Source organism: Agromyces sp. CCNWLW213 (genome assembly GCF_037199545.1).
Taxonomy (GTDB): Bacteria; Actinomycetota; Actinomycetes; order Actinomycetales; family Microbacteriaceae; genus Agromyces.
Window position 1 is genome coordinate 174,225 of record NZ_JBBBDX010000002.1, and the last position, 24,522, is coordinate 198,746.

Genomic DNA, 24,522 nt, shown 5'->3' on the forward strand with positions numbered 1-24,522 from the left:
CCACCCAGTTGTACCGACATCCCGTCAGGGCGTGTCATGAACAATTACATCGGTGTAATTCGGTGGAAGTCAAGTCGCGAATCGTAAACCCTCAACGGCCCGTCGAGGCTTCGCCGCACCTGCGACACGCGGACGGCGTGTCCGGTTCGTGACGCCGGTCAGGCGGCGGATGCCGCTCGCCGGGCGGACCAGGCGCTCGCCACCATCTCGCCGAGGCTGTGGCGCATGCGCCAGTCGAGGTCGCGCGCGGCGAGCTCGCCCGAGGCCACGATGCGAGCGGGATCGCCCTGCCGGCGCGGTCCGACCTCGGGCTGGAAGTCGATGCCCGTGACGTTCGCCACCTCGCGCATGATCTCGCCCACCGAGACGCCGTCGCCCGAGCCCAGGTTGTAGACCGGCTCGAGGGGCTCGCCGGCGTCGAGCCGGCGGGCGGCGGCGAGGTGCGCGTCGGCGAGGTCGGCCACGTGGATGTAGTCGCGGACGCACGTGCCGTCGGGGGTCGGGTAGTCGACGCCGTTGATGCGCGGCGCGCGTCCCTCGAGGAGCGCGTCGAACACGAGCGGGAACAGGTTGTGCGGGCTCGGGTCGAAGACCTCGTCGGTGCCCGAGCCCACGACGTTGAAGTAGCGCAATGACGTGTGCCGGAGCCCGGCGGCGCGGCCCTGGTCGGCGAGCAGCCACTCGCCGACGAGCTTCGACTCGCCGTAGGGCGACTCGGGCCGCTTGGGCGTCTCCTCGGTGACGAGGTCGACGTCGGGCGTGCCGTACACGGCGGCGCTGGAGGAGAAGACGATGCGGTCGACGCCCGTCGCCTCCATCGCGCCCAGCAGGGTCGCCGTGCCGGTCACGTTCTGCTGGTAGGTGTGCAGCGGGCGCTGTACCGACACGCCCGCGTACTTGAAGCCGGCGAGGTGGACCACGCCGCGCACGCCGTGGCGGCGCATCGCATCCTCGAGGAGCGCGCCGTCGAGGATGGTGCCCTTCACGAAGGGGACGCCGTCGGGCACGAAGCCCGTGCGACCGGAGGAGAGGTCGTCGACCACGACCGCGTCGACGCCCTGCGCGCGGAACGCGCGAACCACGTGCGCCCCGATGTACCCGGCTCCCCCGGTGACCAGCCAGCTCATGTCCGCCTTCCGCCGCCGGTGCCTCCGGCGTCGTGACGATGCTAGCGGGCGGGTCAGGCGCTGCGCGGCGGGAGGTGCTCGGCGTGACGGACGCGGTCGCGGATCTCCGGCCGGCCGTAGCCGTCGGTGTCGAGCCGCGTGAGCGTGGCCACGACGCCCCACACGGCGAGCGTCGCCAGCACCAGGAAGAAGATGATGTCCATGGCAGGAATTCTGCCCCTTGCAACATCCTGCCGACAGTGGCAGACTCGCCACTGATCGACACATTCCTGCCAGCCTGCTGGCCGACGCGAGGACTCCTTCCGTGCTCCAGACCATCGCCTGCATCGCCGTCCCGCAGATGGCGCCGTTCGAGTTCGGCGTCATCTGCGAGGTCTTCGGGATCGACCGCACCGAGCACGGCGGCCCCACGTTCGACTTCCACGTCGTCGCCGCCGAGCCCGGCCCCATCCCGACGAAGCTCGGCTTCGACGTGGTGGTGCACGAGGGCCTCGAGGCCGCTCGCACCGCCGACCTCGTCGCTGTGCCGGCCTCGCTCATCGACGAGCCCGCGCATCCCGAGGTGCTCGAGGTCATCCGCGACGCCGTCGCCCGCGGCGCGTGGGTGCTGAGCGTGTGCTCGGGCGCGTTCACGCTCGGCCGCGCGGGCGTGCTCGAGGGCCGCCGCGCCACCACGCACTGGATGTACACCGAGCGCATGGCCGAGATGTTCCCGGGCACCGAGGTCGACCCCGACGTGCTGTTCGTGCAGGACGGCCGGGTGGTCACGGGCGCCGGCACCGCCGCCGGCATCGACGCGGCCCTGCACATCGTGCGCACCGAGCTGGGCGCGAGCGCCGCGAACATCATCGCCCGCCGCATGGTCGTGCCGCCCCAGCGCGACGGCGGGCAGTCGCAGTTCATCCAGACGCCGGTCGTCGAGTGCCGCACCGACTCGTTCGCCGAGGTCCTCGACTGGATGCTCGAGCACCTCGACGAGGAGCTCACGGTCGACCGGCTGGCCCGCAAGGCGCTCATGTCGCCCCGGACGTTCGCACGCAAGTTCCGCGCAGAGACCGGCACCACGCCGAACGCCTGGCTCAACCGCCAGCGCCTGCTCCGCGCCCAGCAGCTCCTGGAGGAGACCGACCTCACGCTCGAGGAGATCGCCCGCGAGACCGGGTTCGGCGCGGCCGCCGTCATGCGCCACCACTTCGTCAAGGTGCTGCAGACCACCCCGACGCGGTACCGCCGCGTGTTCGGTCCGCGCCAGGCGGGCTGACCCCTCGCGGATGCGGGGCGACCGGCGCCGTCCTCCGACGACGACGCCGACGCCCGCCGCCGCCGACCCCGCCGTTGGCGCCGCATGAGAGACCTCTCATGGGCGGCGGCGGCGGCGCCCGCCCGGTGGTAGCAATGGAACATGGAGGAGACGGCGCGCCGCGGGCGTCTGCGACGCCGCGCGGTCATCGCGGCCGCGGTCGTCGCGCTCGCGGCCGGCGTCGGCCTCGGGGTCGCCTGGGCGGCCACGGGGACGGCCGAACGGCCGGGCGAGCGCCTGGACGTCGATCCCGTCCTCGACGGCGACTTGCCGCGCAGGTAACGGACGTACACGTCGACCACGTTCGAACCCGGGTCGAAGTCGTATCCCCACACCCGGCTGAGCAGCTGCTCACGGCTCAGGACCTGCCCCGCGTGGCGGAAGAACTCCTCGGCCAGCGCGAACTCGCGGGCCGACAGGTCGACGTCGCGACCACCGACGCGCACGCGACGCGTCCTCACGTCGAGCGTCATCCCCGCGTGCACCAGCTCGACCGCCCCCGCCGCGGGGCGCTCGGCCATGCGGAGCCGGATGCGGGCGAGCAGCTCGTCGAACCGGAAGGGCTTCGGCACGTAGTCGTTCGCTCCGCCCTCGAGACCGGCGACGGTGTCGGCGCCCGAGCTCCGGGCGGTCAGCATGACGACCGGCAGGGCGGACCCCGAGCCGCGGAGCCGGGCGAGGACCTCGAACCCGTCGATGCCCGGCAGGCCGACGTCGAGCACCAAGAGGTCGAAGTCGCCGGAGAGCGCTCGCTCGAGCGCGTCGTCGCCGGTCGCCGCGCGCTGGACCGCGTAGCCGGCCGCGCGGAGGCCCTTCGCGACGAAGGCCGCGATGCGGTCCTCGTCCTCGGCGATCAGGATGGCGCTCACGGCGACCCTCCCTCGGCGGCCGCGGACAGGTGCGCGGTCGGGATGGGCTGCGTCCGCACGTCGTCCCCGGCGTGCCGAGCGCGGTCCGGGAGCACGATGGTGAACGCCGCACCGAAGCCGGGCGTGCTCGCGAGCTCGACGCGCCCGCCGTGCGCGCGCGCGATCGCATCGACGATCGACAGCCCCGGGCCGGACCCCCGCGCCCCTCGCCCCTCGGCGGCTCGGCCGAACCGCTCGAACACGCGCTCACGCTGCGACTCCGGGATCCCGGGTCCACGATCCGACACCGTGAAGCGGAGCTCGCCGGTCGCCGCGTCGACCAGCGATCCGATCGTGACCGCCCCGCCCCCGTGCGTCACCGCGTTCTGCGCCAGCTGCAGCACGGCCTGGGTGATCCGGGCAGGATCGAGGACCGCGCGCACCTCGGCGACGGGCCCGTCGGTCACCTCGGCGCCGGAGATCGCGCGTGCCTTGGCCACGATCGCGCGGGTCAGCTCCGCGACATCCGACTCGACCGGATCGAGCGCGGAGGGGGCACCCAGCCGGGCCATCTCGGTCAGGTCGCCGACCAGGACCGACATGCGGTCGAGCTCGTCGATCGCGAGCTCGCGAGCCTCCGCGACCTCGACCGGGTCGGCGGGGTCGAGCAGCTCGAGGTGGCCCCGGATGATCGTGATCGGGGTCTTCAGCTCGTGGCCGACGTCGTCGAGCAGCCGGCGCTGGCTCTCGAGCGCCCCCTCGAGGCGATCGAGCATGCCGTTGACCGTGACGGTGAGCTCGGAGACGTCGTCGCGGCCTCGCACGGGGATGCGCTCCCCGGACGCGGTCGCGGTGATGCGCGCGGCCGTCTCGCGCAGCTCGCGCAGGGGCCGCAACAGGCGGCCCGCGACGACCCACGCCGCCATCGCGAGCACCGCCAGCATGACGGTCGCCGCGATCGTGAACACGCGAGCGGCCCCGTCGATCTCCGCCAGCTCCGCACGGAGGTCGTAGGCGTTCACGAAGATCCCGGCGGCCGGGTCGCCCTCCAGGCGGACCGGGGTGGCGATGTAGCGCAGCGCCGTGCCGTCCTCGGCGACGTACGTGCCCGAGACCACACGGTCGCCCGCGGTCTCCTCGACCACGCGGCCGACGAGCGCCGGGTACCGGTCGAGCGGCACGTCGACCGCGGTACCGGGCACCAGCGCCGCGCGACCGTCGATCAGGCCCATCGAGCCGGCGTTGTCATCCGGGTTCACCTGCTGCACGACCGCGGCGAGCGCGGGCTCGAGTCCGGACCACGTGCCCTCGGCGACGACGAAGCGGACGCTCTCGACGCTCGCGAGCAGTCGATCCTCCACGGCGGCGAGGACGCGCTGGCGCTCGACCGCGTACGCGGCGAAGCCCGACACGAAGATGCCCACGGCCGCGACCGCGACGACGACCCCCACGATCCGCCCGCGCACCGTCAGCGTGCGCGGCCGGGCGGGGGTGTCGCTCCGCGTGCCGTCCATCGCAGCCATCTTCGCAGCGCACCTGCGGTCGCGGACCCCGCGACCGCCCGATCATGAGAGACCTCTCATGAGCGCCTCACGGCGCGCTCGCGCGCACGGGGTGCGATGGGCGGCATGGAGCGGGATCCGATGTCCGCGTCCGGGTCGAGGGCCGAGGCCATCGCCGCCGAGGCGCTCGCCGCCGCGGGCGCCGGCGTCATGTCGGTCTCGACGCTGTCCGTCGAACCGCGGGGGGCGGCGGCGGTCACCGCGGTCGCCGCCTCGCTCGCCGACGACGGACCCGACGGCTCGCGCATCGTGTACGTCGACGAGTCGTCGGACCCGGTCGCCGTCTGGGTGCACCCCGACGATCCGCACCTCCCCGCCCTGGCCGCGGCGGCGTTCCCGCACGCGATCGCCGTGCTGCTCGCCCGGGTCGGCCTGCCCGGAACCGTCACGTCGATCGAGCTCGTCGCCTACCGTCCCACCCGGCGCGCGGTGATCCGGGCGGACGTCGGCGGGCGGACCGTGTACGTGAAGGTCGTGCGCCCGGACCGCGTCGCGTCGATCGCCGAGCGCCACCGGGTGTTCGCGGACGCGGGGCTGCCCGTGCCGGCGGCGCACGGCTGGTCGCCCTCCGGCCTCGTCGTCCTCGGGCCCGCCGACGGCACGCCGCTCGAGTCCGTCGTCGCCGAGGCGGATGCGGACGCGATCGTCCGCGAGGTCGACGCGCTCCGCGAGCGCATCGCGTCGGTCGCGGGCACGCCGCCGCCCGCGCGCCCCTCGGTCGCCGCTCGCGCCGACTGGTACGCGGATCGCCTCGCCGCACGCGTGCCCGCACTCGCGGGCCGGCTCGACCCGCTCGTCGCCGTCGCGCGGCGCGCGAGCGCGGCAGCCGTCCCCGGGATGACGGCCCACGGCGACCTGCACGTCGGCCAGCTCTTCGTCGGCGACGACGCGCGAACCATCACGGGCCTCATCGACGTGGACACCGCCGCCGCGACCGACCCGGGCGTCGACGGCGGCGCGTTCCTCGCGCACGCCGCCGTGAGCGCGGAGCTGGCCGATCGCCGCGGCGACCCGGCCGCAGCCGCGGGATTCCGGGCACTGGCGCACGCCGCCGAGGCGGCCTGGGCGGGGCGCGCCGACCGGACGGACGGGGCGCACGCGGTGGCGCACCTGCTCGCCCAGGCGATGCAGGCCGCGTGCGCGCGCGACGACGCCGAGGTCGCCGCGGCCCTCGTCGACCGCGCGCGACGGCTCGCCGGCGAGGTCGCGCGAGCGCATGAGGACGCTCTCACCGACCCCTCCCTCGCACCTCATCCGGTCGCGGGAGCCTGAACGCACGACGGACCACGTCCACGGATCGAAGGAGAAGGATCATGCAGAAGAGCACGCGTTGGATCGTGATGGGCGCCTCCGGCACGCTCGGCCTCGGGCTGGTCGCCGGCGGGGCGATGACGGCGGCGAACGCGTTCGAGCTTCGCGACGTGCGCGGCACGGTGCAGCTCGAGCAGGCCGGGGCGGTGGCCGAACGCTCCCCGGGCGCGGCGGCGAGCCCGTCGCCCGTCGCCCCCTCGACGGGCAGCGCGGACACGGCGGCCACGGCGTCGGCGTCGTCGCCCGCCGACGCGCCGCAGACGGTGTCGCCGGTCACGCCCGCGTCGGCCGCCACGCCGCCGTCCCCCGCGACGCCGACGACCCCGGCCTCCCCCGCGAGCGCCGTCTCCGCGGCGTCGGCGGCGTCGGCCGACTGATCCCCCGCGCGCAGGGGCCCGGCCCGGCCGGGCCCCTGCGTCGCACGGTGAGGGCGGGCGGTCCGCCGCCGTGGCGGACTCGCGGCGGAACCCGTCCGGTCTAGAGCAGGAGCCGTCCGGCACGCGAACGGGCGAGCAGCAGTCCGGCCAGGATCGGCACCACGAGCGCCGCGACGAAGACCACCGCGGACGGCGCGCCCACGAGCTGCCCCGCCGAGATGACGAGGGCGTGCCCGAGGATGACCGGCATCGCGACGCCGGCGATCGCGGCGGCCGCGCGGGCGCCCCACTCCGGCACCCGGTGCTCGAGCGACTCGGCCGCGAGGATGAGCCCGCATGAGATCGCCGCGCCGACGACGATGCCCGCGACCGGGGTGCCGAGGTCGGCGTACTTGAGGTCCACCGGGGCCACGAGACCGGAGCCGGCGAGCACGAGACCGCCCGCGACCAGCGCGAGGCCGAGTTCGAGGGGTGCCCGCACGCGGTGCCGGACCCGTCGGAGGCCGTCGCCGACGGCGAGGAAGACGAGGGCGACCATCCCCACGCCGACCGACCAGGGCAGCCGGGCGACGAGGTCGGGCTGCACGGTGGCGAGGGCCGCCGCCAGGACCCCGACGGCCGCGGGGAGCCACGCGTGCACGGCAGACAGCACGCGCATGGCGAGGACGGCGACGAACAGCGCCGTCACGAACCAGAAGGCGGCGTACTGGCCGCCGATCGCCGACCCGCCGAGCACGAGGGCCACCGGGTCGGGCAGCGACATCACGCCGACGGCCGACGTGAAGGCGGCCCACGCCACCGTCACGACGACGATCCAGGCGACGTAGGGCACGAGCAGCGATCGCACGCGCCGCCGCGCCTCGTCGCCGACCGGCCGCGACCGTCGCCACAGGTAGCCGCTGATCACGAAGAAGACCGGCACGTGCCAGCTGTACAGGAGCGGCCGCACGAGCCCCTCGGTCGACACGTGACCGAGGACGACGGCGACGAGCCCCACCACGCGGACGAGATCGAGCGCGGCGGATCGCACGCGCGGCGACACGGCGAGCCGAGGGAACTCGATGGTGGGCATCGCGGGGTATTGTACGCACGCTCCCGCTGGGCGATCCATGGACGGGGCCGCTCCGTCCCGGATCCGGGGGTCAGCCGGCGGCGGGGCGAGCGGTCGTCGCGACCCAGGCGACGGCATCGGCGGCGATCGCGAGCACGCCCTCGTCGGGCGACGCGAAGAGCGCCTGTCCGCGCGGGACGCGCGCGCGGCCCGACGCGCCCGACACCTCGGCATCGCCGCCCTCGGCGAGCACGATCGCCGGCCCGGCGAGGGCGAGCCGCGCGGCATCCGGCCCCGACTCGACCCGGTAGAGCGTGAAGTCGGGCACCGGCGGGCGGTACTCCACGACGCCCGGCGAGACCTCGAGGGCCGGGAGCCGGGGCGGCTCGATCGCTCGGAAGTCGAGCACCGCGAGGAGCTCGGGCACGTCGATGTGCTTCGGGGTGAGGCCGCCGCGGAGCACGTTGTCGCTCGCGGCCATGAGCTCGACCGCGAGACCCGACAGATAGGCGTGGATGTTGCCCGCCGCGAGGAACAGCGCCTCGCCGCGGCGCAGGGTGACGCGATTCAGCAGGAGCGAGATCACGATGCCCGGGTCGCCCGGGTACTCGGCCGCGAGGTCGGACACGGTGCGGAACGACGCGGCGTACGGCGACGCCGGCGCGACGGGCGACGACGCGAGCGCGGTCACGCGCTCGACGACCCAGGCCGCCTCGCCGGTGTCGCCCCCGCGTCCGTCCAGCAGCAGCCACTCGACCGCCTCGCGGAGGGGTTCGTCGGCCGCGAGGCGCGCCTCGAGCAGGTCGAGCGCGCCGGGCTGCGGCTCGTCGCTCGCGGCATCCGCGGCGCGCAGCACCGCGAGCACGCCGCGGACCTCGTCGATCGGCCGGAATCCGGAGAGCGCCTCGAAGCGCTCGCTCAGGGCGACCACGAGCTCGGGCTTGTGGAACGGGTCGCGGTAGTTGCGGTCGAACGCGTCGATCGGGACGCCCTCCGCCTCCTCCTCGGCGAAGCCCGCGCGAGCGCGCTCGGGCGTCGGGTGCGCCTGCAGCGACAGCGGGCGCGCCGCGGCGAGCACCTTGAGCAGGAAGGGCAGGCGCGCGCCCTCGCGGGCCAGCGCGGGCCCGAGCGCCGCCGTCGGGTTCGCCGCGATGAGCTCCGCGAGGTCGGCGGCGCCGACGGACGCCGCGTCGACCACCTCCGCGGGCGCGCCCGCATGCGCGCCGAGCCACAGCTCCGCCTCGGGCGCGCCGCTCGGCTCGGTCCCTCGGAACTCCGCGATCGCCGTGTGGGATCCCCACGCATAGTCTCGGGGCGTGTTGCGGATGGCGACAAACATGCGTGAGGGAGTCCTTTCGGGTTTGGCAGCAGGCTACCAACGGATGACCGGCCGGCCGGGGCCGTGCCTAGGCTCGTGGCATCCGACGACCCACCCTGGAGCCGACATGCCCTTCGAGCCGCTCGCGAGCGACTTCTACTCGTACGAATTCCAGCTCACCGACCGCGAGAAGGCGGCGCTCGCCGCCCTCCGGGAGTGGCTCGAGCGCGACGTGAAGCCCATCGTCAACGGGTACTGGGAGCGCGCGGAGTTCCCCGAGCAGGTCATCGCGCCCCTCGCCGAGCTCGGGACGCTCTCCTACGCCTGGGAGGAGACGACGCCGTTCGAGAACTCCGCCGTGTTCCGCGGCTTCGTGGCCCTCGAGCTCGCCCGGGTCGACCCCTCGGTCGGCACCTTCGTCGGCGTCCAGAACGGCCTCGCGACGGGGTCGATCGCCGTCGCGGGCTCGGCGGAGCAGCGCCGCGAGTGGATCCCGAAGCTCGCGTCGGGCGAGGTCATCGGCGCCTTCGGCCTCACCGAGCCGCTCTCGGGCTCCGACTCGGCCCGCGGCCTGCGCACCACGGCGCGCCGCGAGGGCGACGAGTGGGTGCTGAACGGGCAGAAGCGCTGGATCGGCAACGCCACCTTCTCGGACATCACGATCATCTGGGCGAAGGACGAGGCCGACGGCCAGGTCAAGGGCTTCATCGTGCCGACGTCGACGCCCGGGTACGAGGCGACGAAGATCGAGGGCAAGGTGAGCCTGCGGATCGTGCAGAACGCCGACATCACCCTCACCGACGTCCGCGTGCCCGAGTCGCTGCGCCTCCAGAACGCGAACTCGTTCCGCGACACCGCGGCCGTGCTGCGCCAGACCCGCGCCGAGGTGGCGTGGTCGGCCGTCGGCACCGCGATCGGCGCGTACGAGGCGGCGGTGCGCTACGCGCGGGAGCGCACGCAGTTCGGCAAGCCGCTCGGCGCCCACCAGCTCGTCCAGGACCTCCTGGTGAAGTGCCTCGGCAACATCACCGCGTCGCTCGGCATGGTGGTGCGCGTGTCGGAGATGCTCGATCGCGGCGAGCAGCGCGACGAGCACTCGGCCCTCGCGAAGGCCTATGCCACCGAGCGCATGCGCGAGACCGTCGCGTGGGCGCGCGAGGTCTGCGGCGGCAACGGCATCGTGCTCGACTACGACGTCGCGCGTTTCTTCGCCGACGCCGAGGCGCTGTACTCGTACGAGGGCACGCGCGAGATGAACACGCTCATCGTCGGCCGCGCGATCACGGGCGAGGCCGCATTCGCCTGAGCCGGCGCACGCGGCCCGGTGCGACCGGATGCCGCGCGGCATCCGTCGCCTACGACCGGCCGAGCCCGCGGTACGCGAACCCGGCGGCGCGCCAGGCGACGGGGTCGAGCACGTTGCGCGCGTCGATGATGCGCGGCGCCGCCATGCGCGCGGCGACGGCCGCGGGGTCGAGGTCGCGGTACTCGCGCCACTCGGTCACGAGGAGCGCGAGGTCGGCCCCGTCGAGCGCCTCGTCGGCGCTCGCGACGTAGTCGAGCTGCGGATGCCGCAGCCGGGCGTTCCCGATCCCGTGCGGGTCGGTCGCCCGGACGCGCGCGCCCAGGCCGTGCAGGCGGGCCGCGACGTCGAGGGCCGGCGAGTCGCGCGTGTCGTCGGAGTCGGGCTTGAACGTCAGCCCGAGCACGGCGATGCGCCGCTCGTACACCGACCCGCCGAGCATCTCGACGGCGAGGTCGACCGCGCGCTCGCGCCGCCGGAGGTTGATCGCGTCGACCTGGCGCAGGAACGCGACGGACTCGGCGCGGCCGAGCTCCTCGGCGCGCGCGGCGAACGCCCGGATGTCCTTGGGCAGGCAGCCCCCGCCGAAGCCGATGCCGGCGTTGAGGAATCGCCGGCCGATCCTGGCGTCGTGGCCGATCGCGTCGGCCAGGGTCGTGACATCCGCCCCGGTGGCCTCGGCGATCTCGGCCATGGCGTTGATGAAGCTGATCTTCGTGGCGAGGAACGCGTTCGCGGCGGTCTTCACGAGCTCGGCCGTGGCGAAGTCGGTGACGATCCGGGGCGTGCCGCGCTCGAGGATGTCGGCGTACACGCGGTCGAGCAGCTCGGTCGCCCGCTCGTCGTCGACGCCGTACACGAGCCGGTCGGGCGTGAGCGTGTCGGCCACCGCGAAGCCCTCGCGCAGGAACTCGGGGTTCCACGCCACGAGCGCCTCCGATCCGGCCCGGCGCAGGCGACGGACGAGGTCGGCCGCCGTGCCGACCGGGACGGTGCTCTTGCCGACGATGAGCGATCCCGGGGCGGCGACGGGTGCGAGCGCGTCGAACGCCGCGTCGACGTGGCGCAGGTCGGCGCCGTCGGCGTTCGGCAGCTGCGGGGTGCCGACCGCGACGAAGTGGACCTCGGCGTCCGACGCCTGGCCGAGGTCGGTCGTGAACCGCAGGCGCCCCGTCCCGACGCCCTCCCGGAGCAGCTCGTCGAGGCCCGGCTCGAAGAACGGCGCGTGGCCGGCCGTGAGCGTGGCGATCTTGGCGGCGTCGATGTCGACGCCCACGACGTCATGCCCGAGCTTCGCCATCGCCGCGGCGTGCACCGCTCCGAGGTAACCGCATCCGACGACCGAGATCTTCACAGGGGGCTCCTCTCGCGGACCACGCCCCATTCTGGCCCACGGGCGGGCCGACGCGCCGCGATAGCCTTGAGCCCATGACCACCGCACGACGCCGCGCGCTCGAGGGCGCGTACGCGACGTTCGCCCTCTTCACGGCGTTCGCGGGCCAGTTCTGGCGCAACCTGTTCGGCTGGTGGGGCTTCGGCGCCATGGTGGCCATCGTGCTCGTGGGCGCGATCTGGCTCGTCCTCTCGCGGCGCCCCCGTCTCAGCTGGCGCCGCGTGCCGAAGTCGACCCTCGCGTTCGTGCTCCTCGCGACGGCGTCGACGGCGTGGTCGTTCTACCCCGGCGCGACGCTGCTCGGGCTCGGGCTCCTCCTCGTGACGACGTTCGTGGCCCTCTCCCTCGCGCTGAGCCTCGGCTGGGACGGCTTCCTGCGCGCGCTCGGCGGGGCCCTGAAGTGGCTGCTCGCGCTCTCGCTGCTGTTCGAGCTGTGGGTCGCGCTGTTCGTCCGCGAACCGCTGCTGCCGAACTTCCCCGACTTCGATCCCGACGCGGAGTCGATCCCGATGGCCTTCTACTGGTCGCGCGCCCTGCTGTTCGAGGGCGGGCCCATCGAGGGGATCGTCGCGAGCCGGAACCTGCTCGCCATGGCCGCACTGCTCGCGATCGTCCTGTTCGGCGCGCTGCTCGCGAGCGGCGGCATGCGACGGGTCCAGGGCATCGGATGGCTCGTCGTGGCCGGCCTCGTCTTCGTCCTCACGCGCTCCGCCACCGTGATCCTCGTCGCCGTGGTCGTCGCGGTCGCGCTCGCCTTCGCGCTCTGGGCGCGACGCGTCGGGCCGGAACGGCGACGACGGGTCTACGCGGCCGCGGCGGCGGTGCTCGCGGCCTCCGTCGCGCTGCTCGCGGTGTCGTGGAACGCGCTGCTCGAGCTGTTCGGCAAGGGCGAGGACCTCACCGGCCGGCTCGACATCTGGGAGAGCGTCATCGGCCTGGCCACCGAGCGGCCGTGGTTCGGCTGGGGGTACGTGGGGTACTGGGTGCCCTGGGTCGAGCCGTTCGACGGGCTCGCGGTCCGCAAGGGCGTCGAGTACCTTCAGGCCCACAACGCCTGGCTCGACGTGTGGATGCAGCTCGGCGTGCTCGGGCTCGTCGCGTTCGGCTCGGTCGTGGCGGGCGCGCTCTGGCGGTCGTGGTTCCTCGCCGTCGACCCGCCCATGGACGACCGGGGGGCGCGGGTGCCGTACTCGGCCGCCTCGCTCATCCCCCTGCTGGCCCTCGTCGCGCTCATCGGCCAGTCCCTCGCCGAGAGCCGGATCCTCATCGAGTCGGGCTGGCTCCTGCTCATCGCGATCGCGTGGGGCACCAAGCAGCGCCAGTGGTCGCCCGATCCCCTGCCGCCGATGGAGCCCACGCGGTCGCCGCGCCGCTTCGCGAGACCGCAGGTGCGTCCGTGAGGTCCGCGCTGCGCGAGTTCGCCGGGTCGGCGCGCTTCGCTCAGGCGCTCACCCTCATCGCGATCGGGCTCGCGTTCTCGACCCATGCGGTGCGCGCCATGATCGGCTGGCCCGGGCTCCTCGCCGCCCTCGCGGGCCTCCTCGTGCTGTGCGGGTTCTCGCTCGTCGCCCGCTGGCGCGCCGTCGAGTGGTACGGCATCCTGCCGCTCACGATCCTGGTGTTCGTCGGCTGGGCCGCGGCATCCGTCATCTGGAGCGAGGCGCCCTACGCGACGGTGCTGCGCGTGGCCTACCTGGTCGCGTTCGGGGTGCTCGGCCTGTACACCGCGCTCATGCGCGACACGATCCAGATCGTGCGAGCCTTCGGCGACGTGTTCCGAGTGCTGCTCGGCGTCTCGATCGCGCTCGAGGTGCTCTCGGGCATCCTCCTCGACCTGCCGATCGCGTTCCTCGGCATCCAGGGCGACATCGCCGCGCTCGGGCCCATCCAGGGCCTGTTCGGCTCGCGGAACATGCTCGGCTTCGTCGCCCTCATCGCCCTGCTCACGTTCATCATCGAATGGCGCACGAAGAGCGTGCAGCGCCCGCGCGCCATCGCCTCGGTCGCGCTCGCCGCGCTGTGCCTCGTGCTCGCCGGGTCCCCCGTCACGTTCATCGCGCTCGGCGCGTCGCTCATCGCGCTCGCCGCGCTGTACGGGCTGCGGCGCGTGCCGGCCGCGACGCGGTGGCGCTGGCAGCTCGGCCTGCTCGTGGCGGCCGTCGCCGCGCTCGTGACGGCGTGGGTGCTGCGCATCCGGATCATCGAGCTGCTCGACGCGCGCGGCGAGTTCGACGTGCGCCTCGACGTGTGGCGGGAGGTGTCGCGCTACCTCGCCGCGAATCCCCTCCAGGGCTGGGGCTGGATGGGCCGCTGGCCGGATTCGGCCCCGTACGTCTGGATCGAGCGCGCGATCGGCCGCGACCTCGGCTCGGCGCTCAGCGCCTGGATCGACGCCTACTTCCAGGTCGGCGTGATCGGCATGCTGCTCTTCGCCGCGCTCGTCGGCGTCGCGCTCGTGCGCTCCTGGCTGCTCGCGTCGAACCGCCGCAGCGTGGTCTACCTGTGGCCCGCACTCGTGCTCGTCGCGATCGCCGTGACGAGCTTCGCGGAGAGCTTCGCCCTGCAGGAGGGCGGCTGGATGCTCCTCGTCGTGTGCGCGGTCAAGGCGGCGCGCGACATGAGCTGGCGCGACGCCCTGATGGCCGCGCGCGGGCCCGAGCCGTCGCTCTGATGCGGCAGAATGGGGCGGATCCAGCGCACGCCGACGGGCGCGCCGCCCGGACGGTGAGGAGGACCGCATGCGCAGGGGCGTGATCGCGCGCGCGCTGGGCGGCTACGGCCTCTCGGTCGTGCTCAGCGGCATCGTGAGCCTGCTCGTCATCCCCGCGGTGATCATCGCCGCGGGCACCGAGTCGTGGGCGACGATCGCCGTCGCCCAGGCGGTCTCGGGGTTCGCGTTCGTCCTCGCGGTGTACGGGTGGGGCGTGGTCGGCCCGACCGAGGTCGCCTCCCGCCCCGTCGAGGAGCGCGGCCGGTACTTCGCCGATTCGGTCCTCAGCCGCACGTGGCTGAGCCTCGTGGTCGTGCCCGTCGCGGTCGTCGTCGCGATCGCCATCACGCCGGCCCAGCCGCTGCTCGCCGCGCTCACGACCGTCAGCGGCATCCTGGTCGCGCTGGGCGCGGGCTGGTTCTACGTCGGCGAGCGCAGTCCCATCCGGTTCCTGGTGCTCGACACCGCGCCGCGCCTCATCGGGACCCTCGCGGGCGCGGCCGCGGTCGTCGCGACGGGCGACGCGGTCTGGTTCGCCGGCCTGCAGCTGGCGGGCGTCGTGGTCTCCGCGCTGATCTGCACCGTCGACATCCTGCGACGGCACCCCGGGTGGCGGATGACGCTCTCCCCCGTCCGCGCCGTGCGGAACCTGCGCGGCCAGGGCCATACGGTCGCGATGTCGGCGACCTCGTCGGTGTACGTCAACGTGCCCATCGTGCTCGTCGAGCTGTTCGTGCCCGCGGCCACCGCCGTGTACGCACTGGCCGAGCGGATGGTGCGGCTGGCACTGTACGCGACGCGGCCGATCGTGCAGGTGGCCCAGGGCTGGGTGCCGCATCCCGATCCGGCGGCACTCGCCGCCCGCGCCCGCAGGGTGACCGGCGTCGCGCTGGCGCTGGGAGTGCTCGGCGGACTCGCGTACGCGCTGCTCTCGCCGTGGGCCGGCGGAGTCCTCTCGGGCGGCGAGCTCGAGATCGGCTGGGACCTCGCCGTCCCGATGGGGGTCAACCTCGCCGCCATCCTCGCCTCCCAGCTCACCGGGTTCGCGTGCCTCACCGCGCTCGGGATGTCGCGCGTGCTGTCGACGAGCACCATCGCGGGCGCGATCGTGGGCACGGCGCTCATGGTGCCGCTGCTGCTGCTCATCGGCGCGCCGGGCGTCGCGTGGGGGCTCGCGGCCGCCGAGATGGCGGTGCTCGGAGTCCAGCTCTGGAAGCTCGCGCCGCGCCTCCGACCCGCGGTGACGGTAGGCTCGTAGCGGCCGGCCGTCGTCGGCCCCAACGACTTCCCCGGAGAGCAACCAGTGACCTCGACCTGGACCGAGCTGCAGCGCGTCGTCTTCCCGCAGGACGGCGACCCCGACGTCCTGCCCCTGTACGTCGACGCCGACGTGTGGGCGCGCTTCGGCACGCGCGAGGTGCGCGTGAGCGACCGCGCCCACATCGACGACGTGCTGGGCCGCGACCGGTTCCGCGTGGCGTCCGGCGAGCGGATGTCGTTCGCCGGCTACTTCAACGCGTTCCCGGCGTCGTACTGGCAGCACTGGACCGTCGTCGACCGCATCCGGCTGCGCGCCGCGCTCAGCGGTTCCGGCACGCTCCTGGTGTACCGCTCGACCGCACAGGGCGTGCCCCAGCGCGTGGCATCCGAGTCGTTCTCGGGCGAGGGCGGCACCGTGCACGTCGACCTGCCCGTCACGACGTTCGGCGACGGCGGCTGGTACTGGTTCGACATCGTGGCCGGGCGAGGCGACGTCGTCCTGAGCGACGCCGCGTGGGAGACCGACGTGGCCGCCGTGCGCGACGGCCGCGCGTCGATCGGCATCACGACGATGAACAAGCCCGACTACTGCGTGCGCACGCTCGAGGCCCTCGCGAGCGACGCCTCGGTCGGCGAGGTGCTCGACCGCGTCTACGTCGTCGACCAGGGCACGCAGCTCGTGAGCGCCCGTGAGGAGTACCCCGGCATCGCCGAGCGCATGGGAGACCGGCTCGAGGTCATCGAGCAGGCGAACCTCGGCGGCTCCGGCGGCTTCGCGCGCTCGATGCTCGAGACGCTCGAGGCGGGTTCGAGCGAGTACGTGATCCTGCTCGACGACGACGTGACGATCGAGCCCGAGAGCATCGCCCGGTCCGTGCGCTTCGCGCGCTATGCGACCCAGCCCGTGCTCGTCGGCGGGCACATGTTCGACCTCCTCGACCGCCCGGTCATGCACGCGTTCGCCGAGTCGATGGACCTCGGCCCGTTCATGTGGCACGCGCAGCCGCACGACGAGGTGCCGCACGACTTCCGGTTCAGCAACCTCCGGCAGACCCGCTGGATGCACGCGCGCATGGACACCGACTACAACGGCTGGTGGTTCTGCCTCATCCCCACGGCGACGCTGCGCGAGGCGGGCCTCGCCCTGCCCGCGTTCATCAAGTGGGACGACGCCGAGTACTGCCTTCGCGCCCGGGCGCACGGGTTCCCGACCGTGACCCTGCCGGGCGCCGCGCTGTGGCACGTGTCGTGGCTCGACAAGGACGACTCGATCGACTGGCAGGCCTACTTCCACGCCCGCAACCGGTTCGTCGCGGCACTGCTCCACTCGCCGCACGAGGGCGGCGGGCAGCTGGCGGAGGACAGCTGGCGCTGGGACCTGCGGCACCTGCTCTCGATGCAGTACTACCCGGTCACGCTCCGGCACCGCGCCCTGAAGGACATCCTGCGCGGACCGGAGCACATGCAGGCCGAGCTCGGCAGCATCCTCGGCGAGCTCCGCGCCGAGGCGAAGCGGTTCCCGGAGAAGACCGTGCTGAAGACCGAGGAGGAGGTCCCCGCGACCGTCGAGGGAAAGAAGGTCTTCCCGCTCGGTCCCGACGGCAAGCCCGCCAAGGGCCCCCGCGGCATCCCGCTCGTGCTCTTCACGGCCCGGATGGTGGCGCGCCAGTGGTTCACGAAGCCGCAGCCGCGCAACATCGCCGCGCCGCAGGTCGAGCTCGCCAAGCGCGACGCGACCTGGTTCCGGCTGCCGGTCTACGACAGCGCGCTGGTCTCCACGGCCGACGGCACGGGCAAGGTCCGCTACACGCGCGACCCGCGCACGTTCCGCCGCCTCGTGCGGCAGAGCCGCCGGCTGCACCGCGAGCTGAAGCGCCGCTGGCCGGAGCTCTCGGCGCAGTACCGCGAGGCGCTGCCGCAGATCACGTCCCCGGAGGCCTGGCGCCGCACGTTCGAGGGCTGAGCGTCGCGGCGGTCGACTCCGGGTCAGCGGTCGCGGCCGCGCCAGCGGTCAACGTCGCGTCAGCGGTCGAGGAACGCCGTCGCGAGCACCTCCGCCGAGCGGCGGCCGTCGTGGACCGCGCGCACGAACCGCGGCCCCTCGGCCGCGATGGACCGCGCCCGGGCGCGGTCCGCCACCAGGTCGCGGAGCACGCGCTCGAGCTCCGACGCGCGAGACTGGACGATGGGCAGCTCGCCGGCGCCGCCCTCGCGGCGCACGTGGTCGCGCACCTCGTCGCGGACGTGGCCGACCACGATGCGGCCCGCGGCGAGCGCCTCGCACGCCGCGACCCCGTACGAGCCGATGGCGAACTGCTCGAGCACGACGTCGGCACGCCGGTACAGGTCGGGCATCGCGTCGGCCGCGACGCCCTCGTGCCGCTCGTAGCGCACGACGCCCTCGGCGTCGAGCCGGCGCAGGGCGGGCTCGATCGCCGCGCTCCCCTTGAGCCCCGCCCGGCTGGGGATGTGGACCACGAGCGGCCGCTCGTCGGCGAGCAGCGGGGCCGGCTGCGGGGCGAGCCACCGCTCGGCGACGACGACGGGCAGCCACGTGCCGCCGGGGACGTCGGCGACGAGGTCCGGCGTCGAGACGAGGACGGGCGCCGCCACGCGCTCGAGCACCTCGAGGTTGCGGCGGACCGACCGCTCGAGCTGCTCGGTGCCCTCGTACCCGCCGGGTCGGAACGGCGAGTCGGGCTCGTTCGCGCGATGGCGGCTCGGCAGGCGGACGTCGGAGCCGTGCGCGACCATCGCGACGTGCACGCCCGCGTCGCGCAGGGCGGCGACCTCGCGCACGACGTCGCCGCGGAACATCCGCCCGAAGACGGGCAGCTCGGCTTCGACGAGCACGTGGGTGAACCCGCTCGCGACCGTGTCGAACCAGCTCCGCTGCCAGGCGCGGGAACGCAGGAAGGTGCGCGTGTCGACCGCGTAGTCGCTCGGGAACCCGAAGCCCGCCGCACCGCGGTAGGTCATGTTGCGCGCGCCGACGCCGTCGATCCGCTCGGCCGCGCGGGCCCAGGCCCATCCCTGTCCGGCGAAGTTGGCGGGTGCCACGAGCAGGCGTCGCCGTCCCTCCGGCGGCCGCAGCGGAGCGGGCGGGCGGCGCAGGTCGGGCACGGTCGAGATCGCCCGGTCGAGCCCGCGCACGACGCCGGCGGGCAGGACCGCGCGAGCGCGCGCGGCGAGCGACGGGGGCGTCATCGCCGGGTCACGTCAGGCCGGCGAGGGCGGCCTGCACCTTGAACTCGGGGACCCGCGAGACCAGCTCGGCGAACGTGCCCTGCGCGACGATCCGGCCGTCGTCGAGGTAGCACAGCAGGTCGTTGTCGCGCACGGTCGAGAGCCGGTGCGCGACCGAGACCACGGTCACCTTGCCCTCGAGCGCGCGGATGGCCTGTGCGACATCCGCCTCGGTCTTCGTGTCGAGCGCGCTCGTGGCCTCGTCGAGCACGAGGACGAGCGGCTCGCTGTAGAGCGCGCGCGCGATGCCGAGCCGCTGGCGCTGCCCGCCGGAGAGCGAGATGCCGGCGTCGCCGATGCGCGAGTCCATGCCGCCCGGGCGCGACTCGATGGCCGGCCAGAGCTGCGCGCGCTCGAGCGCCCGCCGCACCTTGTCGTAGTCGATCTCGCCCTCCCACGAGAGGGCCACGTTCTGGGCGACCGTGCCGTTGAACAGCGCCACCTGCTGCGGCACGTAGCCGACGCGGTCGCGCCACGCCGCGAGCACGCGCTCGAGCGGCATCCCGTCGACCTCGATGGTGCCCTGCGACGGCGAGATGAGGCCGAGCAGGATGTCGACGACGGTCGACTTGCCCGCGCCGGACGGGCCGACGAGCCCGAGCGTCGACCCCATCGGGATGTCGAGGTCGATGCCCTGGACGGCCGGCCGCTCGGCACCGGGGTAGCTGAAGGCGACATCGTTCAGCACGAGTCGCTCGGGCTCGCCGCGGAGCGGCTCGTGGCCGATCTCCTCGGCCCGGCGGAGGTGCTCCTGCGCGTCCTCGACGTCGGCGACGACCATCTCGACGTGCGGGGCGTTCGCCTGCGCGTTCGTGAGCAGGCCCTGGAAGGAGATGATCGACGGCACGATGCGGAAGCCCGCGACGCCGAACAGCGCGACCGCGGCGATCGCCTCGGACAACCCGCCGACGAGGTAGGCGGCGCCGCCGACGATCACGAAGCCGCCGACGAGCGCGCCGTCGAGCACGAACTTCGGCACGCCGCCGAGGAAGTACAGGTTCGCGCGCGCCCGCGTCGACGAGATGCGGTTGCGGTGCACGTTCGCGGCGACCTCGGCCGCCTTGTTGCGGAGCGTGATCTCCTTCAGCGCGTTGACCATGTCGGTCATGATCGAGGCGGCGCGGATGGAGTAGTCGCGGTTGACCCGGCCGGCCTGCACGGCCCTGCGCGAGACCCAGCGGTAGAGCAGGAGCCCGATCGCGCCGAGGTAGACGACGGTGATGAGCGCGGTGAGCGGGGCGGCGACGAGCACGACCACGAGCACGGCGATGAACGTCGTGATGAGCGAGGGCAGCGTGATGACCGGGAGCAGGAAGCCCGAGGTGGTCGTCGCGACGCCCACGTCGACGAGGCGCACGAGCTGCGACGTGCTCCGGGTGATGCGCTCGACCCACGGGGCGCGGATGTACGCGTCGAACAACCGGTCGCCGACGGCGAGCTCGTACTGCGCGAACTTGCGGGTCGCGACCCACTGCAGGAGCACGTTGAGGCCGGACTTGAGGATGATCAGCAGCGACACGGCGAGCAGCACCCAGGCGTACCCGTCGATGCCGACCTCGCCGATGCCGGGGAGGTTGATCGGGGCCGACTGCACCATCGACCCGAGCGACAGCGCGAGGATGCCGAGGGCGAGGATGTCGAGCAGGGCGAGGGCGCTGGAGAGGACCACGAACCACCAGAGGAAGGCGCGCTCCTCGGGGGGCAGGATGGGCAGCAGGCGGCGCAAGGTCCGCCAGATGAGCTTCACGGAACCAGATTCTCCTCTCACGTGTCGCGGGGGTCATCCTCCCACACCGGCGATGCATGCCCGCTGAGTCGGCCGCCGTCCGCGTCGGCGTCCCCGGCGGGCGGCGACGCCGCTGATACGATCCCTTCATGCTTCCGAGGCCCCAGGGCACGCTCATCGTGCTGCCCGCGTTCAATGAGGAGGCCTCGGTCGGAGCCGTGCTGGGCGAGATCCAGCGCGCGATGCCGGGCGTGCCCTGCCTCGTCGTCGACGACGGCTCGACGGATGCCACGGCCGACCGCGCGGCGGCCGCCGGCGCCACCGTGCTCCGCCTGCCCTACAACCTCGGCGTCGGCGGCGCGATGCGCGCGGGCTTCCGGTACGCCAGGTCGGAGGGCTTCCGCACGGTCGTCCAGCTCGACGCCGACGGCCAGCACGACCCGGCCGAGGTGCCCGAGCTCATCGCCGCGCTCGACGACTGCGACATCGCCATCGGCGCCCGGTTCGCCGGCAAGGGCGAGTACACGGCCCGCGGCCCCCGCCGCTGGGCGATGCTCGTGCTGTCGCGCGTGATCAGCGGCATCAGCCGCACGAGGCTGACCGACACCACGAGCGGCTTCAAGGCCAACGGGCCGCGGGCCATCGCGCTCTTCGCCGAGCACTATCCGGCCGAGTACCTCGGCGACACCGTCGAGGCGCTCGTCATCGCCGCTCGGGCGGGACTGCGCATCCGGCAGGTGCCGGTCGCGATGCGCCCGAGGCAGGGCGGCGCCCCCTCGCACCACCCCGTCAAGGCGGCGGTGTACCTCGTCCGGGCGTTCGTCGCGCTCGGGTTCGCCCTGCTGCGCCCGCGCGTGGTCATCCCCGAGACCGGAGGCAGCCGATGAGCACGGGCACGTACCTCCTCGGCGTCGTCGCCGCGCTGATCGCGTTCGCGGCCGTCGTCGAGCTGCTCCGCCGACGTCGCCTGCGCGAACGGCACGCCGTCTGGTGGTTCATCGCCGCGCTCGGCGCGCTCCTCGTCGGCCTGTTCCCGAGCCTGCTCACCTGGGCCGCCGACCTGCTGAACGTCGGGGTCCCGTCGAACCTCGTGTTCTTCGTCAGCATCGTCATCCTGTTCCTCGTGAGCCTGCAGCACGCGGGTGAACTGACCGACCTCGAGGACCGCACGCGGACCCTCGCCGAGGAGGTCGCGCTCCAGCAGGTAAAGTTGGACCGCCTCGAACGGGCGTCACGACCCGACGACGCCGAGACCGACTCCCCCGACTGATCGCGGCCCGCGCCCACCTCCGGGCGCCGTGCCGGAAAGGACATGCCCGTGACTACGATCGCTGCGAGCGCGGACGTCTCAGACGACGCCGTCATCGGCGACGGCAGCAAGGTCTGGCACCTCGCGCAGGTCCGCGAGGACGCCCGCCTCGGCGAGAACTGCATCGTCGGCCGCGGCGCCTACATCGGCAGCGGCGTCGTGCTGGGCGACAACTGCAAGGTGCAGAACTACGCGCTCGTCTACGAGCCGGCCGAACTCGGCCGCGGCGTGTTCATCGGCCCGGCGGTCGTCCTGACGAACGACACGTACCCGCGGGCGATCAGCCCGGACGGGTCGCTGAAGAGCGCCCACGACTGGACCCCCGTCGGCGTCACGATCCGCGACGGCGCCTCGATCGGCGCACGCGCCGTGTGCGTGGCGCCGGTCACGATCGGCCGCTGGGCCACGGTCGCCGCAGGCGCGGTCGTCACCAAGGACGTACCGGACTTCGCGCTCGTCGCGGGCGTCCCGGCCCGTCGCATCCGCTGGGTCGGGCGCGCCGGCGTGCCGCTCGAGCAGCAGGGCGACGCATGGGTGTGCCCGGAGACGGGCGAGCGCTACATCGAAGACGCAGGGATCCTGCGGGAGGAGCAGTCATGACCGAGTTCATCCCCGCCGCGAAGCCGATCGTCGGCGACGAGGAGCGGGCCGCGGTCGACGCGGTCCTCGCCTCCGGCATGCTGGCGCAGGGCGCCGAGGTGGCCACCTTCGAGCAGGAGTTCTCCGACGTGCTGCTCGACGGCCGCGCCGTCGTCGCCGTGAACTCCGGCACCGCCGGCCAGCACCTGGGCCTCCTCGCATCCGGCGTGGGTCCCGGCGACGAGGTCATCGTGCCCTCGTTCACGTTCGCCGCGACCGCCAACTCGGTCGCGCTCACCGGCGCCACGCCCGTGTTCGCCGACATCGAGCCGAACCACTTCTGCCTCGACCCGGCGGACGTCGAGTCCCGCATCACCGAGCGCACCGTCGGCATCATGCCCGTGCACCTGTACGGGCATCCCGCGAACATGACCGCGTTCGAGGAGCTCGCCGCGAAGCACGGACTCGCGCTCTACGAGGACGCCGCGCAGGCGCACGGCGCGAGCCTCGGCGGCCGCAAGGTGGGCACGTTCGGCCGGTTCGCGATGTTCAGCCTCTACCCCACCAAGAACATGACGAGCGGCGAGGGCGGCATGGTCTCGACCGGCGACGCGGGCGTCGAGCGGATGCTGCGGCTCCTGCGCAACCAGGGCATGGAGAAGCAGTACGAGAACGAGGTGGTGGGCTTCAACGCCCGCATGACCAACATCCACGCCGCCATCGGCCGGGTGCAGCTCACCAAGGTGCTCGGCTGGACCGAGACCCGTCGGCGCAACGCCGCCTTCCTCGACGCGAACATCGAGGGCGTCGTGGTCCCGCCGGTCGCCGAGGGCGCCGAGCACGTGTACCACCAGTACACGATCCGCGTCCCCGAGGACCGCGACGGATTCGCCACGGCGCTGCGCGAGCAGTACCGGATCGGGTCGGGCGTGTACTACCCGATCCCGAACCACCGTCTCCCGTCGTTCGGCCTCGACCTCGACCTGCCCGAGACCGAGCGCGCGGCGCGGGAGGCCCTGTCGCTGCCCGTGCACCCCTCGCTGTCCGACGCCGACCTCGAGCGCATCGTCACCGCGGTGAACGCGCTCGCGAAGGCGGGTGCGTGATGGCGGAGATCCGCATCGGCGTCATCGGCCTCGGCATGATGGGGCGCCACCACGTGCGCGTCACGCGCGAGCTCGAGGGCGTGCGCCTGGTCGCCGTCGCCGACGCGCAGGGCGACCCGCACGGGGTCGCCGGCGGTCTGCCCGTGCTCGAGTCGGTCGCGGCGCTCATCGAGGAGGGCATCGACGCCGCCGTCGTCGCGGTGCCCACCGGCTACCACGAGGCCGTGGCGCTCGAGCTCGCCGCCGCGGGCGTGCACACGCTCGTCGAGAAGCCCATCGCGAGCGACAGCGCGGCCGGCGAGCGCGTGGCCGCCGCGTTCGAGCAGGCCGGCCTCGTCGGCGCCGTCGGCCACATCGAGCGCTACAACCCGGCCCTGCAAGACCTGCGGCGCCGTCTCGAGGAGGGCGAACTCGGCGACCTGTACCAGATCGCCACCCGCCGGCAGGGCCCGTTCCCCGCGCGCATCGCCGATGTGGGCGTGGTCAAGGACCTCGGCACGCACGACATCGACCTGACGGCCTGGCTCGCGCAGTCGGCGTACACGAACATCGCCGCGCGGACGACCACGCGCAGCGGCCGCCCCCACGAGGACATGGTGTCCGCGACCGGGCAGCTCGCGAGCGGCGCGATCACGAACCACCTCGTGAACTGGCTCTCGCCCATGAAGGAGCGGATCACGGTCGTGACCGGCGAGCGCGGCGCCTTCGTCGCCGACACGGTGAGCGCCGACCTGACGTTCTACGAGAACGGCACGCAGACCACCGAGTGGGAGTCCGTCGCGGCGTTCCGCGGGGTCTCCGAGGGATCGATGATCCGGTACGCGCTCACCAAGCGCGAGCCGCTCCGCTCGGAGCACGAGGCGTTCCGCGACGCCATCCTCGGCAGGTCGAACCACACCGTCACGATGCGCGAGGGCCTCACGACCCTGCGCGTCGCGGAGGCGGTCGTCGAGTCCGCGCTCACGGGGGTCGCCCAGACCCTGCCCGTCGACTGAT

General features: G+C 73.7%; 22 protein-coding genes and 1 pseudogene. 14 read left to right on the forward strand and 9 right to left on the reverse strand.

What is annotated here, in order from left to right; all coding sequences use genetic code 11:
- Positions 1-158 precede the first annotated feature (158 nt).
- Positions 159-1,127 (reverse strand): UDP-glucose 4-epimerase GalE, encoded by a 969-nt coding sequence (gene galE, locus WBQ80_RS05105; protein ID WP_336572908.1) that lies wholly within the window; start codon positions 1,125-1,127, stop codon positions 159-161.
- Positions 1,128-1,180: 53 nt separating this feature from the next.
- Positions 1,181-1,330, reverse strand: a complete 150-nt coding sequence (locus tag WBQ80_RS05110; protein WP_336572883.1) for a hypothetical protein — start codon at positions 1,328-1,330, stop codon at positions 1,181-1,183.
- A gap of 101 nt (positions 1,331-1,431) precedes the next feature.
- Here WBQ80_RS05110 and WBQ80_RS05115 point away from each other — a divergent pair, with 101 nt between their 5' ends.
- Both WBQ80_RS05115 and WBQ80_RS05120 read left to right on the forward strand, forming a co-directional pair.
- Positions 1,432-2,388, forward strand: coding sequence for a GlxA family transcriptional regulator (locus tag WBQ80_RS05115; RefSeq protein WP_336572882.1), 957 nt, complete (start codon positions 1,432-1,434; stop codon positions 2,386-2,388).
- Between the two features lie 141 nt (positions 2,389-2,529).
- The gene (locus tag WBQ80_RS05120) at positions 2,530-2,709 is read left to right on the forward strand and encodes a hypothetical protein (RefSeq protein ID WP_336572881.1); all 180 of its coding nucleotides are present in this window, start codon (positions 2,530-2,532) and stop codon (positions 2,707-2,709) included.
- On the opposite strand, the pseudogene WBQ80_RS05125 reads toward WBQ80_RS05120, so the two are convergent.
- Positions 2,694-3,296, reverse strand: a pseudogene (locus WBQ80_RS05125) (response regulator transcription factor); the annotation flags it as partial. The gene WBQ80_RS05120 and the pseudogene WBQ80_RS05125 sit on opposite strands and share 16 nt — an antisense overlap.
- Positions 3,293-4,789, reverse strand: coding sequence for a sensor histidine kinase (locus tag WBQ80_RS05130; protein ID WP_336572880.1), 1,497 nt, complete (start codon positions 4,787-4,789; stop codon positions 3,293-3,295). The pseudogene WBQ80_RS05125 and the gene WBQ80_RS05130, both read right to left, overlap by 4 nt.
- 114 nt (positions 4,790-4,903) lie before the next feature.
- On the opposite strand from WBQ80_RS05130, the gene WBQ80_RS05135 reads away from it, so the two are divergent.
- Positions 4,904-6,109: a hypothetical protein gene (locus WBQ80_RS05135; protein ID WP_336572879.1), complete on the forward strand. Its 1,206-nt coding sequence runs from the start codon at positions 4,904-4,906 to the stop codon at positions 6,107-6,109.
- Between the two features lie 41 nt (positions 6,110-6,150).
- Entirely contained in the window at positions 6,151-6,525 is a 375-nt protein-coding gene (locus tag WBQ80_RS05140; protein ID WP_336572878.1) for a hypothetical protein, read from the forward strand.
- Between the two features lie 100 nt (positions 6,526-6,625).
- Here the strand turns inward: WBQ80_RS05140 and WBQ80_RS05145 are convergent, their stop codons facing one another.
- Entirely contained in the window at positions 6,626-7,597 is a 972-nt protein-coding gene (locus tag WBQ80_RS05145) for an acyltransferase family protein (RefSeq protein WP_337282477.1), read from the reverse strand.
- Positions 7,598-7,667: 70 nt separating this feature from the next.
- On the reverse strand, positions 7,668-8,915 hold the full coding sequence (gene manA, locus WBQ80_RS05150) for a mannose-6-phosphate isomerase, class I (RefSeq protein WP_336572875.1): 1,248 nt from the start codon (positions 8,913-8,915) through the stop codon (positions 7,668-7,670).
- Between the two features lie 106 nt (positions 8,916-9,021).
- Here manA and WBQ80_RS05155 point away from each other — a divergent pair, with 106 nt between their 5' ends.
- Positions 9,022-10,200, forward strand: coding sequence for an acyl-CoA dehydrogenase family protein (locus tag WBQ80_RS05155; RefSeq protein ID WP_336572874.1), 1,179 nt, complete (start codon positions 9,022-9,024; stop codon positions 10,198-10,200).
- Between the two features lie 49 nt (positions 10,201-10,249).
- On the opposite strand, the gene WBQ80_RS05160 is transcribed toward WBQ80_RS05155, so the two are convergent.
- On the reverse strand, positions 10,250-11,551 hold the full coding sequence (locus WBQ80_RS05160; protein WP_336572873.1) for a UDP-glucose dehydrogenase family protein: 1,302 nt from the start codon (positions 11,549-11,551) through the stop codon (positions 10,250-10,252).
- Positions 11,552-11,625: 74 nt separating this feature from the next.
- Here WBQ80_RS05160 and WBQ80_RS05165 point away from each other — a divergent pair, with 74 nt between their 5' ends.
- From WBQ80_RS05165 to WBQ80_RS05180, 4 genes are all read left to right on the forward strand, one after another.
- A complete protein-coding gene (locus WBQ80_RS05165; RefSeq protein ID WP_336572872.1) occupies positions 11,626-12,990 on the forward strand; it encodes an O-antigen ligase family protein in 1,365 nt (454 codons plus the stop codon).
- Positions 12,987-14,261 (forward strand): O-antigen ligase family protein, encoded by a 1,275-nt coding sequence (locus WBQ80_RS05170; RefSeq protein ID WP_336572871.1) that lies wholly within the window; start codon positions 12,987-12,989, stop codon positions 14,259-14,261. Before WBQ80_RS05165 ends, WBQ80_RS05170 begins: the two co-directional genes overlap by 4 nt.
- Before the next feature lie 67 nt (positions 14,262-14,328).
- Entirely contained in the window at positions 14,329-15,558 is a 1,230-nt protein-coding gene (locus WBQ80_RS05175) for a lipopolysaccharide biosynthesis protein (RefSeq protein WP_337282478.1), read from the forward strand.
- 45 nt (positions 15,559-15,603) lie between these two features.
- A complete protein-coding gene (locus WBQ80_RS05180; RefSeq protein WP_336573015.1) occupies positions 15,604-17,523 on the forward strand; it encodes a glycosyltransferase in 1,920 nt (639 codons plus the stop codon).
- A 59-nt stretch (positions 17,524-17,582) separates the two neighbouring features.
- Here WBQ80_RS05180 and WBQ80_RS05185 read toward each other — a convergent pair whose 3' ends face one another.
- Complete coding sequence (locus tag WBQ80_RS05185) at positions 17,583-18,767, reverse strand: glycosyltransferase family protein (protein ID WP_336573014.1); 1,185 nt, start codon at positions 18,765-18,767, stop codon at positions 17,583-17,585.
- A gap of 7 nt (positions 18,768-18,774) precedes the next feature.
- Entirely contained in the window at positions 18,775-20,553 is a 1,779-nt protein-coding gene (locus WBQ80_RS05190; RefSeq protein WP_336573013.1) for an ABC transporter ATP-binding protein, read from the reverse strand.
- A 128-nt stretch (positions 20,554-20,681) separates the two neighbouring features.
- Here WBQ80_RS05190 and WBQ80_RS05195 point away from each other — a divergent pair, with 128 nt between their 5' ends.
- From WBQ80_RS05195 to WBQ80_RS05215, 5 genes are read left to right on the forward strand one after another with little or no spacing between them, the layout of a single operon-like run.
- Complete coding sequence (locus WBQ80_RS05195) at positions 20,682-21,419, forward strand: glycosyltransferase family 2 protein (protein WP_336573012.1); 738 nt, start codon at positions 20,682-20,684, stop codon at positions 21,417-21,419.
- Positions 21,416-21,802: a DUF2304 domain-containing protein gene (locus WBQ80_RS05200; RefSeq protein ID WP_336573011.1), complete on the forward strand. Its 387-nt coding sequence runs from the start codon at positions 21,416-21,418 to the stop codon at positions 21,800-21,802. The genes WBQ80_RS05195 and WBQ80_RS05200 overlap by 4 nt, the downstream gene beginning before the upstream one ends.
- Positions 21,803-21,844: 42 nt before the next feature.
- The gene (locus WBQ80_RS05205) at positions 21,845-22,441 is read left to right on the forward strand and encodes an acyltransferase (protein WP_336573010.1); all 597 of its coding nucleotides are present in this window, start codon (positions 21,845-21,847) and stop codon (positions 22,439-22,441) included.
- Positions 22,438-23,526, forward strand: a complete 1,089-nt coding sequence (locus tag WBQ80_RS05210) for a DegT/DnrJ/EryC1/StrS family aminotransferase (RefSeq protein WP_336573009.1) — start codon at positions 22,438-22,440, stop codon at positions 23,524-23,526. The genes WBQ80_RS05205 and WBQ80_RS05210 overlap by 4 nt, the downstream gene beginning before the upstream one ends.
- Complete coding sequence (locus WBQ80_RS05215; RefSeq protein WP_336573008.1) at positions 23,526-24,521, forward strand: Gfo/Idh/MocA family protein; 996 nt, start codon at positions 23,526-23,528, stop codon at positions 24,519-24,521. Before WBQ80_RS05210 ends, WBQ80_RS05215 begins: the two co-directional genes overlap by 1 nt.
- The last annotated feature ends 1 nt before the right edge of the window (position 24,522 follow it).

Coding starts and splice junctions, on each gene's coding strand:
- galE (WP_336572908.1), bottom strand. CDS start 1,127: ATGAGCTGGCTGGTCACCGGGGGAGCCGGGTACATCGGGGCGCACGTG.
- WBQ80_RS05110 (WP_336572883.1), bottom strand. CDS start 1,330: ATGGACATCATCTTCTTCCTGGTGCTGGCGACGCTCGCCGTGTGGGGC.
- WBQ80_RS05120 (WP_336572881.1), top strand. CDS start 2,530: ATGGAGGAGACGGCGCGCCGCGGGCGTCTGCGACGCCGCGCGGTCATC.
- WBQ80_RS05130 (WP_336572880.1), bottom strand. CDS start 4,789: ATGGACGGCACGCGGAGCGACACCCCCGCCCGGCCGCGCACGCTGACG.
- WBQ80_RS05135 (WP_336572879.1), top strand. CDS start 4,904: ATGGAGCGGGATCCGATGTCCGCGTCCGGGTCGAGGGCCGAGGCCATC.
- WBQ80_RS05140 (WP_336572878.1), top strand. CDS start 6,151: ATGCAGAAGAGCACGCGTTGGATCGTGATGGGCGCCTCCGGCACGCTC.
- WBQ80_RS05145 (WP_337282477.1), bottom strand. CDS start 7,597: ATGCCCACCATCGAGTTCCCTCGGCTCGCCGTGTCGCCGCGCGTGCGA.
- manA (WP_336572875.1), bottom strand. CDS start 8,915: ATGTTTGTCGCCATCCGCAACACGCCCCGAGACTATGCGTGGGGATCC.
- WBQ80_RS05155 (WP_336572874.1), top strand. CDS start 9,022: ATGCCCTTCGAGCCGCTCGCGAGCGACTTCTACTCGTACGAATTCCAG.
- WBQ80_RS05165 (WP_336572872.1), top strand. CDS start 11,626: ATGACCACCGCACGACGCCGCGCGCTCGAGGGCGCGTACGCGACGTTC.
- WBQ80_RS05175 (WP_337282478.1), top strand. CDS start 14,329: ATGCGCAGGGGCGTGATCGCGCGCGCGCTGGGCGGCTACGGCCTCTCG.
- WBQ80_RS05185 (WP_336573014.1), bottom strand. CDS start 18,767: ATGACGCCCCCGTCGCTCGCCGCGCGCGCTCGCGCGGTCCTGCCCGCC.
- WBQ80_RS05195 (WP_336573012.1), top strand. CDS start 20,682: ATGCTTCCGAGGCCCCAGGGCACGCTCATCGTGCTGCCCGCGTTCAAT.
- WBQ80_RS05200 (WP_336573011.1), top strand. CDS start 21,416: ATGAGCACGGGCACGTACCTCCTCGGCGTCGTCGCCGCGCTGATCGCG.
- WBQ80_RS05205 (WP_336573010.1), top strand. CDS start 21,845: ATGCCCGTGACTACGATCGCTGCGAGCGCGGACGTCTCAGACGACGCC.
- WBQ80_RS05210 (WP_336573009.1), top strand. CDS start 22,438: ATGACCGAGTTCATCCCCGCCGCGAAGCCGATCGTCGGCGACGAGGAG.
- WBQ80_RS05215 (WP_336573008.1), top strand. CDS start 23,526: ATGGCGGAGATCCGCATCGGCGTCATCGGCCTCGGCATGATGGGGCGC.